This is a genomic window from Enterobacter cloacae complex sp. SHL020 (genome assembly GCF_049236945.1).
Lineage (GTDB): Bacteria > Pseudomonadota > Gammaproteobacteria > Enterobacterales > Enterobacteriaceae > Enterobacter > Enterobacter dykesii.
The window spans coordinates 59,970-73,528 of the sequence record NZ_JBMKJF010000011.1 but is presented as its reverse complement, the minus strand read 5'-3'; the positions used below and the strand labels follow the sequence as shown (position 1 = coordinate 73,528).

14 protein-coding genes are annotated in these 13,559 nt (G+C 55.9%); 2 read left to right on the top strand and 12 right to left on the bottom strand.

The window, feature by feature from the left end; all coding sequences use genetic code 11:
* Nucleotides 1–34: 34 nt before the first annotated feature.
* The 4 genes from pspG to ACOTZB_RS20265 all read right to left on the bottom strand — a co-directional run bounded on the left by pspG (nt 35) and on the right by ACOTZB_RS20265 (nt 3,464).
* Nucleotides 35–277: an envelope stress response protein PspG gene (pspG, locus tag ACOTZB_RS20280; RefSeq protein WP_421628415.1), complete on the bottom strand. Its 243-nt coding sequence runs from the start codon at nt 275–277 to the stop codon at nt 35–37.
* Between the two features lie 136 nt (nt 278–413).
* On the bottom strand, nt 414–1,409 hold the full coding sequence (gene dusA, locus ACOTZB_RS20275; protein ID WP_214577512.1) for a tRNA dihydrouridine(20/20a) synthase DusA: 996 nt from the start codon (nt 1,407–1,409) through the stop codon (nt 414–416).
* 83 nt (nt 1,410–1,492) lie between these two features.
* The gene (locus tag ACOTZB_RS20270) at nt 1,493–2,752 is read right to left on the bottom strand and encodes a conjugal transfer protein TraF (RefSeq protein ID WP_421628414.1); all 1,260 of its coding nucleotides are present in this window, start codon (nt 2,750–2,752) and stop codon (nt 1,493–1,495) included.
* Nucleotides 2,753–2,975: 223 nt separating this feature from the next.
* On the bottom strand, nt 2,976–3,464 hold the full coding sequence (locus tag ACOTZB_RS20265) for a cupin domain-containing protein (RefSeq protein ID WP_214577514.1): 489 nt from the start codon (nt 3,462–3,464) through the stop codon (nt 2,976–2,978).
* 114 nt (nt 3,465–3,578) lie between these two features.
* On the opposite strand from ACOTZB_RS20265, the gene zur reads away from it, so the two are divergent.
* Nucleotides 3,579–4,091 (top strand): zinc uptake transcriptional repressor Zur, encoded by a 513-nt coding sequence (zur, locus tag ACOTZB_RS20260; RefSeq protein WP_008503369.1) that lies wholly within the window; start codon nt 3,579–3,581, stop codon nt 4,089–4,091.
* Between the two features lie 69 nt (nt 4,092–4,160).
* Here the strand turns inward: zur and ACOTZB_RS20255 are convergent, their stop codons facing one another.
* From ACOTZB_RS20255 to ACOTZB_RS20240, 4 genes are all read right to left on the bottom strand, one after another.
* Nucleotides 4,161–4,370 (bottom strand): CsbD family protein, encoded by a 210-nt coding sequence (locus ACOTZB_RS20255; RefSeq protein WP_014830284.1) that lies wholly within the window; start codon nt 4,368–4,370, stop codon nt 4,161–4,163.
* Nucleotides 4,371–4,490: 120 nt separating this feature from the next.
* The gene (gene dinF, locus ACOTZB_RS20250) at nt 4,491–5,828 is read right to left on the bottom strand and encodes an MATE family efflux transporter DinF (protein ID WP_421628360.1); all 1,338 of its coding nucleotides are present in this window, start codon (nt 5,826–5,828) and stop codon (nt 4,491–4,493) included.
* A 63-nt stretch (nt 5,829–5,891) separates the two neighbouring features.
* Complete coding sequence (gene lexA, locus ACOTZB_RS20245; RefSeq protein ID WP_023310039.1) at nt 5,892–6,500, bottom strand: transcriptional repressor LexA; 609 nt, start codon at nt 6,498–6,500, stop codon at nt 5,892–5,894.
* Between the two features lie 108 nt (nt 6,501–6,608).
* A complete protein-coding gene (locus tag ACOTZB_RS20240; protein WP_023310038.1) occupies nt 6,609–6,977 on the bottom strand; it encodes a diacylglycerol kinase in 369 nt (122 codons plus the stop codon).
* A gap of 154 nt (nt 6,978–7,131) precedes the next feature.
* Here ACOTZB_RS20240 and plsB point away from each other — a divergent pair, with 154 nt between their 5' ends.
* Nucleotides 7,132–9,552, top strand: a complete 2,421-nt coding sequence (plsB, locus tag ACOTZB_RS20235) for a glycerol-3-phosphate 1-O-acyltransferase PlsB (protein ID WP_421628357.1) — start codon at nt 7,132–7,134, stop codon at nt 9,550–9,552.
* Nucleotides 9,553–9,670: 118 nt separating this feature from the next.
* Here the strand turns inward: plsB and gntU are convergent, their stop codons facing one another.
* The 4 genes from gntU to ACOTZB_RS20215 all read right to left on the bottom strand — a co-directional run bounded on the left by gntU (nt 9,671) and on the right by ACOTZB_RS20215 (nt 13,461).
* Nucleotides 9,671–11,011, bottom strand: coding sequence for a gluconate transporter (gntU, locus tag ACOTZB_RS20230; protein ID WP_421628355.1), 1,341 nt, complete (start codon nt 11,009–11,011; stop codon nt 9,671–9,673).
* 3 nt (nt 11,012–11,014) lie between these two features.
* Nucleotides 11,015–11,542, bottom strand: coding sequence for a gluconokinase (gntK, locus tag ACOTZB_RS20225; RefSeq protein ID WP_008503362.1), 528 nt, complete (start codon nt 11,540–11,542; stop codon nt 11,015–11,017).
* Nucleotides 11,543–11,668: 126 nt separating this feature from the next.
* Nucleotides 11,669–12,664: a gluconate operon transcriptional repressor GntR gene (gene gntR, locus ACOTZB_RS20220; protein ID WP_021242747.1), complete on the bottom strand. Its 996-nt coding sequence runs from the start codon at nt 12,662–12,664 to the stop codon at nt 11,669–11,671.
* 101 nt (nt 12,665–12,765) lie between these two features.
* Complete coding sequence (locus ACOTZB_RS20215) at nt 12,766–13,461, bottom strand: pirin family protein (RefSeq protein ID WP_003861565.1); 696 nt, start codon at nt 13,459–13,461, stop codon at nt 12,766–12,768.
* Between the last annotated feature and the right edge of the window lie 98 nt (nt 13,462–13,559).

Sequence of the window (13,559 nt, the reverse complement as noted above, 5' to 3'; positions counted from 1 at the left end):
AAAGTTACAAGTATGTGACGAACCCCTCAATACCTTAGTAACGGAAGCGGTTATTGCGCTGATAACTGGGCACTTTTGGCGCTTTAATCGCCCGAATCACCCACACAACCGCAATGGCCAGCAGTAGCCACGGCAGCAGTTTGATCGTCAGCGCAAACAGTCCGCCAATAAACATGACCACCGTCGCCACCACGATAGCCGCCAGAATGCCGAGCAGCGAAACGCCTGTCCCTAACAGCATGACAAAAAAGCCAATCACAAAAAGTAGTTCCAGCATGGTGCTCTCCCACGAGTTCCCGAGTAATGCCGTAAGCATTACAAGAATCATGCCAGCATTAACCTGTTGTTATTAAAGCAAAACGCCCCGCGAACGTTCGCAGGGCGTGGTGAATTTGACGAACTTTTAGCGAAAGTTATCGCTTGTCTGCCACCAGTCGCAGCGCATGTTCCAGCACCTCAATATCGGCTCCGGCTTTATGCGCATTCTCGCTCAGGTAGCGGCGCCACTGGCGCGCGCCCGGAATACCCTGGAACAGGCCAAGCATATGGCGGGTGATATGGCCGAGATACGTGCCATTGCTCAACTCGCGCTCAATGTAAGGGTACATCGCACGCACGACGGCAACCGGATCGGTGTCCGCACCTTCGATGCCAAAGATTTCGCGATCGACCGTCGCCAGAATGCCCGGGTTCTGATACGCCTCGCGCCCGACCATCACGCCATCCATATGTTCCAGATGCGCTTTGGCCTCTTCCAGCGACTTGATGCCACCGTTGATGGACATCGTCAGGTGCGGGAAGTCACGCTTTAGTTGATACACGCGCGGATAGTCCAGCGGCGGGATCTCACGGTTCTCTTTCGGGCTGAGGCCGGAGAGCCAGGCTTTTCGCGCGTGGATGATAAACATCTCGCATTCGCCTTTCCCGGATACCGTGCTGATAAAGTCGCACAAGAATTCGTAGCTGTCCTGGTCGTCAATGCCGATGCGGGTTTTGACCGTGACCGGAATGGAGACCACATCGCGCATCGCCTTGATACAGTCCGCTACCAGCTGTGCATTCCCCATCAGACAGGCGCCAAACATGCCGTTTTGCACGCGGTCGGACGGGCAGCCAACGTTAAGGTTGATCTCGTCGTAGCCGCGTTCTTCCGCCAGCTTCGCGCACTGCGCCAGCGCGGCCGGATCGCTGCCGCCCAGCTGCAGGGCAACCGGATGCTCTTCTTCGCTATAGGCCAGATAGTCGCCCTTCCCGTGAATGATTGCGCCCGTGGTCACCATTTCGGTGTACAGCAGCGTATGGCGGGAGAGCTGGCGCAGGAAGTAGCGGCAGTGTCTGTCCGTCCAGTCGAGCATCGGCGCAATGGAGAAACGGTGTGCAGGGAAAGCGGTCTGTAATTCTGACGACATGGCGAAGTTTTAAGCATCTGGTGGAAAAGGGGGCGCTACTATAGCACAAAGAAAAGCCGGAGGCGCAGCGCCTCCGGTGGACTTTAGAACGTCATGCTCAGCTGAGCCCCGGCGCCCCAGGTTTCGTCCTCGCCGTACAGGCCCATCAGGTCAACATGAACGGTGCTGAACGGTGCGAAACCGACACCACCGGTAAAGACGTTGCTGTCGTTACCCTTCACGTCCGCGCGATAACCCGCACGCACCGCCAGCCAGCTGAGCGGCGTAACCTCGGCACCGACACCAACGTACTGCGACGTATCTTCGCTCTTGAAGCCTTTGGTTTCCGTCAGATCGCCATCGGCGGTCAGCGTCACCAGGTCGTTGTGCCAGGCGGCACCGGCGGTTACCAGCGGACGGATCTGATAGGTGTCTTTATAGCTCACCACTTCCCCCGTACGGCCGTTGCGGATACGAATATCTTTGGTGTCGATGTCGCGCGACATCAGGTTTTGGCCGCTCACGCCGACCGTCCAGTTCTCGCCGAAATCAGCCGCAATACCGGCATCGACGTTAAAGCCCGTGTCGTCCGTGCGGTAGCGGCTGTCGTTCCACTTGTTACTGTCGTAATCGTAGATTGACGTGGTGTAGTTATAGACCCAGGTTTTTTGCAGCTTTGGCGTTACCCCTACGGAAACCGGGACGCCGCCGAGGTCAAACTGACGGGCAATGGCAACGCCGTAGTCGGACACAATCGCCGCACGGCCAGACGCCGTTGAGTTGAGGTTTTTAGTGATCTGATCCGTGCCGTTCAGCGCAGCGTCCAGGGCAACACCGGCAGCCACCACGTTGCTTCGTTGAATACCGCGCAGGTAATCAATATCTTGCTGATCGATAGACGAACTCACCCGGCCATGGGCGTACCCTTTCGCCATAAAGGCCACGGAAAGCACATCGTTAGGAATACTCACGGCAAGCCCAGCGCCTGCCGTCGCGCGTGCGGTTTTGCCCTTGAGATAGTCCAGCTCATCGGCCAGATCTTTGGCCGCGCCCTGGAATTGATTAATGGAACCTAACGGATTGGTGATGACCTGAATTGGCGTAAGGTTATCAACCACATCCTTATAGTGATTGATTTTGTCGTTGATGGTATCAATCTCATCCTGAAGATTGTCCTCATCCGTCACCTGGACGCCAACGGCCGGCAAAATGACCGTCACATCATCGTCCGGTTTTGCCTTTGCCAGCAACGCGGGGTTGATTAACGCCCCGCTACCATAGCTCCCGGAGGCAACGCCAGTGCCACCCATTGCGTCACTCCGTGATTCTGTCCAGGTATTGGCTGCTCCCGCCTGATTTGCCATAAACAAGGAAACAGCGATACTCACCACCGAAAATTTAAAATATTTTTTCACAGTATGCCCGTTATAGTCTGTTATGAAATAACCCCTGTCTGTTATCACCCAAACAGGAACGAACTATTGCTGTGAATAAGTAGTAAAAGACCCGCTATTTCTATCCCTAAGTAAAACTCCCTTACGGCCTGTTATATTTTGTGACGGCCCTCAATATTTATAGAAGAGGAAATTATTTTTTCCCAGGTTTTCCATCATGCGGTCCAAAAAACTGGGGCGGGTGATCTACCCAGCGATCCTCACGCGTGGCGGCATACACCGGGTTGAGCGGATAGTAGATGCGGTTGTGCTTCTTGTTGGCCTCGCCAACGACCAGCAACCGCACCTCTTCGTCCGTGTTGTTGATAAAGGTGTGGCAAATACCGGTTCCGGCAGGGAACCCCACGCTGTCGCCCGGTTCAAGTTTCCATAAATAGCCATTGATCCACGCATCTGGATGACCTTCGAGCACATAAACGAACTCTTCTTCATCACTTTCCGCATGCGGATAGGACGTCCTGCGCCCGGGCGGTAAACGCTCATGATGGATACCAATGCGCCCGAGCCCAAGCTTGCGCGCTAGCGGGGCACCGATAGAAAACAGCTCGTCGCTGTCGGGATAGGTCGAATCATCCGCGCCTTCTACGTCGCGCCAGTGCCGAATACAGTCAGGTTTTTTCATTGTTTATTTCCCGGTTTGTAATGGGTCAGGTATAGCACAGACTGGCGGATCTCGGCGTTTTTACCAGAACATGATAAAGTGGGGGTTTCCGTCCTATAACATCCGGGGTGCTAAATGGATAAGTCCACAAAAGAGCTGTTAGCGCAGGCCGAAAAGCTGTGCGCCCAACGCAATGTGCGCCTGACTCCGCAGCGCCTTGAAGTCTTACGTCTGATGAGCCTGCAGCAGGGTGCCATCAGCGCCTACGATCTGCTCGACCTGCTCCGCGAAAGCGAGCCGCAGGCGAAACCACCGACCGTGTATCGCGCCCTGGATTTCCTGCTGGAACAAGGATTCGTGCATAAAGTTGAGTCCACAAACAGCTATGTGTTGTGCCATCTGTTCGATCAGCCCACCCACACATCGGCGATGTTTATCTGTGACCGATGCGGCGTGGTGAAAGAAGAGGCTGCGGAAGGCGTGGAAGATATTATGCATACGCTGGCAGCGAAAATGGGGTTTGCCCTGCGTCATAACGTAATTGAAGCGCACGGGCTGTGTTCTGCCTGCGTGGAAGTGGAAGCCTGTCGTCATCAGGACGCGTGTCAGCACGACCACTCTATTCTTGTGAAGAAAAAACCGCGTTAACGGCAAAAGAAAAGGCGGCTCATGGCCGCCCTCAGGGTGTACTTCCTTGTACTTGCGGGTATAGCCCGGTTACCAGCGGTAGTCGTTGCGTTTTTCCCAGTCGCCCACTTCTTTTTCCGCCTGGTCTTTCGCGTAGCCGTAACGCTCCTGGATTTTACCGACAAGCTGATCGCGTTTACCTTCAATGACGGTCATATCGTCATCAGTCAGCTTACCCCACTGTTCTTTCGCTTTACCTTTGAACTGCTTCCAGTTGCCGCCGATTTCGTCTTTATTCATCATCGAGTCCTCTTAGTTAAGCGTCGGGTCGTAACGTCCGTTACGTTCTTTTCTGCTGGACGTGATAATTATTGTAGTTAAGGACTCGGCAGTTGATTTCATATTCGGAATCTTTAACCGTTACGATATATCGTGCCGCGAGGGGAGCCAGGTATTGTTCTGCCAGTGGCGCCGCCAGATAAAAGCCAGCGATAACCCACGCAGCGAGAGGAAAACGGCCAGGGCCAGCCACAAACCGTGATTACCCAGCCAGGGAAGCGTCAGCAGCGTCAGGCCGAACCCTACGGCCGCAACAGCCATGCTGTTACGCATTTCAGCTCCGCGCGTCGCCCCAATAAACATGCCGTCCAGCAGATAACACCAGACACCAACCACCGGTAAGATGACTTGCCAGATGAGATAGTGACTCGCCAGTTCGCGCAGCGCAGGGATAGACGTCAGCAATCCAACAATCTGCTCACCAAAGCAGGCGTAAACCAGGCCGAACGCCAGCGCCACCAGTCCAGACTGGCGGCAGGCTGCCCGCCAGACGTCCCGCAGCTGCCCGCTTTCACGCGCACCGTACGCCTGGCCCGAATGCGCTTCTACCGCATAGGCAAAGCCATCCAGCGCGTAGGCGGTAAAGGTAAGCAGCGTCATCAATACCGCATTGACCGCGACAATTTCTGGCCCCAGTCGGGCCCCGAAAACCGTCAGCGCGCCGAAGCAGAGTTGAAGCAGCAGCGAGCGCAGCATGATGTCACGGTTAAGGGCCAGCAGCTTACGGATATTGCCGCGCCATGCGGTTTTGAGCAGCGTCAGGGAGATCCCGCGCATCGCCAGCACGCGCCAGACCATCCACAAGCCAATGATAAAGGTCCCGTATTCGGCAATTGCCGTCGCCAGCGCCGCGCCCCGCACGTTCATATGCAGGCCCATTACCAGCCAGACATCCAGCACAATGTTGAGAAGGTTGCCTACCACCAGCAAAATCACTGGCGCACGGGCGTACTGCACGCCCAGTAGCCAACCCAGCAGAACCAGGTTTGCCAGCGAGGCGGGCGCGCTGAGCCAGCGGATTTCAAGGAAACGGCGCGCCTGAGCCAGTACCGCCTCGCTGCCGCCGACAACATGGAGCGCAAGGTCGATCAGGGGCGCACGCAATACAATGATTAATGCTCCCGCACCAAGCGCAAGAATCAGCGGCTGGACCAGCGCGCGTGCCAGGCGCAGCGGATCTTTTGCACCATAAGCCTGTGCCGTGAGCCCGGTGGTGCTCATGCGCAAAAAGAGCAGCAGCATAAACAGGAAACTGGTTGCCGTCGCGCCAATCGCCACGCCGCCAAGATAAACCGGCGAATCAAGATGGCCAATAACGGCAGTATCGACCAGACCCAGCAAGGGAACAGTAATATTGGAGAAAATCATCGGCAGAGCAAGACGCCACAATGCCTTATCGGATGCCGTCAGCAGTGACATGAAAAATACCGGGAGTCGAGAATGAAGCAGGCTACAGCGGCGCCATAGCCTGTCAGGAAGAGGTTACAGCCATTCGCCGTTGCGAATGACCCCAACCGCCAGTCCTTCGATAGAGAAGTTGTGTTCGCGGAGATCGACCACAATCGGGGAGAACTCGTTGTTTTCAGGCAGTAGCTGAACGGTGTTCCCCTGTTTTTTCAAACGCTTGACGGTGACTTCATCATCTATGCGCGCGACAACCACCTGGCCGTTACGCACATCCTGCGTTTTGTGCACTGCAAGCAGATCGCCGTCAAGAATACCGATGTCTTTCATCGACATACCGCTGACGCGCAGCAGGAAATCAGCGCTCGGTTTGAACATGCCAGGATCGACCTGGTAGTGGCCTTCAATATGCTGCTGTGCCAGTAAAGGCTCACCGGCAGCAACACGGCCTATCAGCGGAATGCCCGTCTCTTCTTCCACCAGCAGGCGGATACCGCGTGACGCGCCTGAAACAATCTCAATCACGCCTTTACGCGCCAGCGCTTTCAGGTGTTCTTCAGCAGCATTCGGAGAACGGAAGCCCAGACGCTGCGCGATTTCCGCACGCGTGGGTGGCATACCCGTCTGGCCGATATGATCCCGGATGAGATCAAACACCTCTTGCTGCCTGGTCGTTAACGCTTTCATTCCGCCCCCTGGGTGTATATACAGTTATGCTGTGAGTATATACAGTCAAAGGCGATTTTGGAACCAAAAACTGCACAAAAAACCAGGGACTTAATTATTCCTCGAGGCTCATCGGAAATGTGACCAAAGCAGCGTGACCCAGGTGATAACAGCAGTGATAATCGCCAGCAGCACGGCAGCAGAGCCCATGTCTTTTGCGCGGCCAGAAAGCTCATGGAAATCTGAACCTATGCGATCAACAACGGCCTCAATAGCGCTATTAAGAATTTCCACTATCATCACCAGAAGCACGGAACCGATTAGAAGTACGCGGGTAATAGCATCAATATCAAGGAAACAGGCGACGATCACCGCGATGATAGCGGCGACGCCCTCCTGGCGAAAGGCAGCTTCGTTGATCCACGCGGCACGGAAACCTTTCCATGAATAGCCGGCGGCTTTGATGATACGCGTTAACCCAGTGGTATTATTGGCCATTAAAAGAACCTTTTATGAAAAAAAGCGTCAGTAACAGGAACTGTAGCGCGTTTCGCTACAGCCTGAAGTATGACGGGTAACAACAGAAATTTTGCGCGCTTTCTGTTATCCTTGCGCCGCAATTGCATTATTAACCAGAGGCTTTACATCGTTTATGTCCGGCTGGCCACGAATTTACTACAAATTACTTAATTTACCATTAAGCATCCTGGTAAAAAGCAAGTCTATCCCAGCAGAACCCGCGCTGGAATTGGGGCTCGATACGTCGCGTCCTATTATGTACGTTTTGCCTTATAACTCGAAGGCAGACTTACTGACGCTTCGCGCCCAGTGTCTGGCGCATGACTTACCTGACCCGCTTGAACCGCTTGAAGTTGACGGCTCTTTACTGCCGCGCTACGTGTTCATTCACGGTGGACCGCGCGTGTTTACCTACTACACGCCAAAAGAAGAGTCCATCAAGCTGTTCCACGACTATCTTGACCTGCACCGCAGCAACCCCGATCTGGATGTACAGATGGTGCCGGTATCGGTGATGTTTGGTCGTCGTCCGGGCCGTGAAAAAGGTGAGGAAAACCCGCCGCTGCGTATGCTTAACGGCATCCAGAAGTTCTTCGCGGTCTCCTGGCTGGGACGCGACAGCTTTGTGCGTTTCTCCCCTTCCGTTTCGCTGCGTCGAATGGCGGACGAGCACGGCACCGACAAGATCATCGCGCAAAAACTGGCGCGCGTGGCGCGTATGCACTTCGCCCGCCAGCGCCTGGCTGCCGTAGGGCCGCGTCTCCCGGCGCGTCAGGATCTGTTCAACAAGCTGTTGGCCTCCAAAGCGATTGCACGCGCCGTTGAAGACGAAGCGCGCAGCAAGAAAATATCGCATGAGAAAGCCCAGCAGAACGCCATTGCGCTGATGGAAGAGATTGCAGCGAACTTCTCTTACGAGATGATTCGCCTGTCGGATCGTATTCTCGGCTTTACCTGGAACCGCCTGTATCAGGGCATCAACGTTCATAACGCCGAGCGCGTACGCCAGCTGGCGCACGATGGCCATGAGATTGTCTATGTTCCCTGCCACCGCAGCCACATGGACTACCTGCTTCTTTCCTACGTGCTCTATCACCAGGGGCTGGTACCGCCACATATTGCTGCCGGTATCAACCTGAATTTCTGGCCAGCAGGTCCGATTTTCCGCCGCCTGGGCGCGTTCTTTATCCGTCGCACCTTCAAAGGCAACAAGCTCTACTCCACCGTGTTCCGCGAATATCTGGGCGAGCTGTTCAGCCGCGGCTATTCCGTTGAGTACTTCGTGGAGGGCGGTCGTTCCCGTACCGGACGTCTGCTCGATCCGAAGACCGGCACGCTGTCGATGACCATTCAGGCGATGCTGCGCGGAGGAACCCGTCCAATCACGCTGGTGCCAATCTACATTGGCTATGAGCACGTGATGGAAGTGGGCACGTACGCCAAAGAGCTGCGCGGTGCGACCAAAGAGAAAGAGAGCCTGCCGCAGATGCTGCGCGGCTTGAGCAAGCTACGCAATCTCGGTCAGGGCTACGTGAACTTCGGCGAACCGATGCCGCTGATGACGTACCTGAACCATCACGTTCCCGAGTGGCGCGAATCCATCGATCCTATCGAAGCGATTCGTCCGGCCTGGCTGACGCCAACGGTCAACGGCATCGCGTCCGAGCTGATGGTGCGCATTAACAACGCCGGTGCGGCTAACGCCATGAACCTGTGCTGTACGGCGCTTCTGGCTTCGCGTCAGCGTTCTCTGACCCGCGAACAGCTCACGGAGCAGCTGGATTGCTATCTGGACATGATGCGCAACGTGCCGTATTCCGTTGATTCAACCGTGCCTTCTGCTACCGCCAGTGAGCTTATCGATCACGCGCTGCAGATGAACAAGTTTGAAGTCGAAAAGGACACGATCGGCGACATCATCATTCTGCCGCGCGAGCAGGCAGTGCTGATGACCTACTACCGCAACAACATCACCCATATGCTGATGCTGCCGTCGCTCATGGCGGCTATCATCACCCAGCATCGCCGTATTTCGCGTCAGGAGCTATTGCGTCACGTTGAGACGCTCTATCCGATGCTGAAAGCGGAGCTGTTCCTGCGCTGGAGCAAAGACGAGCTGGCGGGCGAACTGGACAAACTGACGGAAGAGCTGCGTCGTCAGGGGCTGATCACCGTTTCAAACGACGAGCTGCACATCAATCCGTCGCGTTCCCGTACACTGCAACTGCTGGCGGCTGGTGCGCGTGAAACGCTGCAGCGCTACGCCATTACGTTCTGGCTGCTGAGTGCGAACCCGTCTATCAACCGCGGCACGCTGGAGAAAGAGAGCCGGACGCTGGCACAGCGCCTGTCCGTTCTGCACGGCATTAACGCCCCGGAGTTCTTCGACAAAGCGGTCTTCAGCTCTTTGGTCCTGACGCTGCGTGACGAAGGCTACATCAGCGATACGGGCGATGCCGAGCCGGAAGAGACGCTGAAGGTGTACCAGATGCTGGCCGAACTGATCACCTCGGACGTTCGCTTGACGATCGAGAGCGCGACGCAGGGCGAGTGATGTGAAAAAGCCGGGTGGTGATTTCACCTGACCCGGCCTGGCGTTCTGCAAAATATAAAGGCCCGGTAAGCGTTAACGCTACCGGGCCTTATTTTTGAGCCTTGTTAAATCACCGCATTCAGCTCAGCAGTGTGAAAGCAATCATCCCGACAATCGCACCCGTCGTGCCGAGGATGGTTTCCATCAGCGTCCAGGTTTTCAGGGTTTGCGCTTCGGTAGCGCCGGTAAATTTACCGAACAGCCAGAAGCCCGCGTCGTTAACGTGAGAGACCACAATCGAACCGCCCGCGATACAGATAGACAGCGCGGCCATCTGCGCACCGGAGTAGTTCAGCTGTTCAATCACCGGCATCACCAGACCCACGGCGGTTAAGCACGCCACGGTTGCGGAACCCTGGATGATACGCACCGCCGCAGCCAGCACGAAGCAGGTTACCGCAATCGGCAGGCCCATCCCGGTCAGCGCTTCGCCCAGAGCCGGACCCACGCCGGAATCCACCAGCACCTGCTTGAACACGCCGCCGGCGCCGATCACCAGCAGGATAATACCCGCCGGCTGCAGCGCTGCGCCGCAGATCTCCATCACCCGGTCTTTTGGCATCCCCTGACGCATTGCCAGGCCGTAAATCGTCACCAGACAGGCCACCAGGATCGCCGTGAACGGGTGACCGACAAACTCGAACCATTCGTAGGCGCTGGAACCCACCGGCACAAAGCGCGCGGCGATGGTTTTCAGACCCACGAGAACCAGCGGCAGCAGGATAAGCGACAGGCTGAAGCCGAAGGATGGCATTTTGCCCTCGCCCAGGTGCGGCTCGGTGATGTCATCCGGAATATGCAGCTCAACGTAACGGCTGATGAAGTTGCCCCACAGCGGGCCGGCAATAATCATCCCCGGAATTGCCGCGCACAGGCCAATCAGGATCATCCAGCCAAAGTCGGCGTGCATCTGGGATGCCAGCAGCATCGGCGCAGGCCCCGGCAGCAGAAACGCTGCAGCCGCCGCCACGCCCGCAAACAGCGGAATGACTAGCTTCACGAGGTTAGTACCGGTATGGCGCGCCATGGAGAACGCGACGCTTATCAGCAGCACAACGGCCACTTCGAAGAACAGCGGCAGCGCGCAAATCAGTCCCGCAAGACCAATCGCGTAGTGCGCGCGGCTGTGGCCGAAGGATTTCAGCATCTTGACGGCAATCTGGTCGACCGCCCCCGTCTCGTGCAAAATCTTGCCAAACATCGCGCCCAGCGCGACCACAATCGCCAGGAAGCCCAGCGTGCCGCCCATCCCTTTTTCCATCGTCGCGGCGATCTTATCGAGCGGCATACCGGAAAAGAGACCTGCACCTATAGAAACCACCATCAAAGCAACAAAGGCGTGCATACGCGCCTTCATCACTAAAAACAGCAGCAGCAATACCGAACCCACTGCTGTCAAAACTAGCGTTAATGTACTCAAAACTTACTGCCTTTTATTGATGACCTCGATGGTGCTGGCAACAACACCCTCCAGTGACTGATCGATATCAACCACTAAGACGTCTTTCTCGTCTTCACCCGGCTCCTGCAGCGCTTCGAACTGCGTCACCAGCATCTGGGTTTTGAAGAAGTGACCTTTACGCGCCTTCAGGCGGCTTTCAATCACCTCGAAATCCCCTTTCAGGTAGATGAAAGAGAGGTTCGGGTTGCCGTCGCGCAGCAGGTCGCGGTAGGTTTTTTTCAGCGCGGAACAGACGATCAGGGAGACTTTGTTGGTGCGCTGCATAGCGAACGCGGCGTCATTCAGCGCCTGCAACCACGGCTTGCGGTCGTCATCGTTCAGCGGCTCGCCGGAGGCCATTTTCATGATATTGCTGCGCGGATGGAGGAAGTCGCCATCAAGAAACGCAGCCTGGAGTTGATGCGCCACTTCGCTGGCTACGGCTGATTTCCCGCTACCGGAAACGCCCATCAGGACGTAGACGTGGTGATCGTGATTAGTCGTGCTCAAAGGGTGTCCCTCAGTCAATTGTTACGGGTAACAGTTATCGGTAACATTGTCCTGCCGGGGCAAAAGAGAAGCAATATCCAAACGTGCGCGAAGTGAATAAGTGTGAGCTACTTCAAATTTGTCAGTTCAAATAGATCCACCCGGTGACAAGGTGAAACCTAAATCTAACATTTTTGGGGTCACCGTCTCGCCACGAATGCGCGCCAGCAGGCGTTCTGCGCCAATGCGGCCCATACGTTCACGCGGGGTCAGGACGCTCGCCAGACGCGGCTCCATCACCTGGCCGATGTCGTGGCCGTGGAAACCGGCGATCGCCATATCATCAGGGATCTTGAGCCCCAGACGCTGGCACTCAAACGCCGCGCCAACCGCCAGGTCATCGTTGGTACAGAAAATACCGTCCAGTTGCGGATACTCGCGTCGTGCCTGACGCATCAGCTCAATACCCGACGTATAGGAGGAGGACTGCTCCACCATCACGCTGTACGGGGTTAAGTTCGCGTCGAGCATCGCCTGCTCGTATCCCTTCTGTTTGATGATAGTACGTTCATCAAGACGCGCACCCAGATAGGCAATATGGCGATGACCGCGGGCAATGATGGCCGCCGTCATCTGCCGCGCCGCTTCGAAGTTATCGAACCCCACGGCGATGTCGAGGCACGGCGACTGGCTGTCCATCAGTTCCACCACCGGGATACCGGCCACTTCAATCATTTTGAGCGTGCGGGCAGTGTGGGTACGTTCGGTTAAAATCAGGCCGTCGATGTTCCAGGAAAGCATCGATTCAAGACGTTCCTCTTCCAGTTCCGGCTTGTACCCGTAGTGGGCGAGCATGGTCTGATAACCAAAAGCATCGGTGACGCTTTCAATGCCGCGCAAAACTTCGGCGAAAACCTGGTTGGTCAGGGAAGGAAGCAGGACGCCCACCGCGCGGCTGGTCGCATTGGAGAGAATATCTGGCGCGCGGTTGGGAATATAACCCAGTTCATCAAGGGCAGCGGCAATCTTGCCACGTAACGCCACGGAAACCTGTTCCGGGTTACGTAAAAAACGGCTGACCGTCATTTTGGTCACACCGACGCGATCGGCGACATCCTGAAGTACGGGGCGTTTCTTTTTCATCGTCCTGAGAAATCTTGAAGTGAGAGATTTGCTCAGTTTATCACGGACAAAGCCCATCCTTCCCCTGTCAAAGGGAAGGATGGGCATTTATTTATGATTTATTACACCGGCGGCAGGTCAAACAGCAGAATTTCACTTTCGCTGTCGGCATGCACGGAGAGCGCCTGCTCATCCCAGACGGCCAGGCCATCGGCGGTTGTCGCTTTGGTGCCGTTGATGGACACTTCACCTTTCACCACCTGGATCCAGACGCGGCGGTTGGCGGCAATCTGGTGCACAGACTGTTCGTCTTTCGCCAGCGCCCAGCGGTACAGTTCCATATCCTGATGCACCTTCAGGGAACCTTCACGCGCGTCCGGGGACAGCACCAGCTGTTTGCCCTGTTTCGCGTCGAAGCGGCGCTGCTCGTAGCGCGGCGTGATGCCGGTCTCTTCTGGAATGATCCAGATTTGATACAGGTGCAGTTTTTCCGTTTTGCTCGGGTTGTACTCGGAGTGACGCACCCCGGTACCCGCGCTCATAATCTGGAACTCGCCCGCCGGAACCTGCTCTTTGTTGCCCATGCTGTCCTGGTGTTCCACCGCCCCTTCCAGCACATAGGTCAGGATTTCCATGTCTTTGTGCGGGTGCGTGCCGAAGCCCTGGCCTGCATCAATCACGTCGTCGTTAATCACGCGCAGTGCGGAGAAGCCCATGAAGTTCGGGTCGTAGTAGTCGGCAAACGAGAATGAATGCCATGAGTCCAGCCAGCCATGATTCGCGTGACCACGTTCGTTTGCTTTGCGTAAGTAGATCATTGTTTCACCCTCAGTTCGTTTCGATGGAGTAAGTGTGGACGCAAACGGCCTGGGATCATAGAGGGTGAAAATTGACTCCTCTGTTCAAAAATTATGAA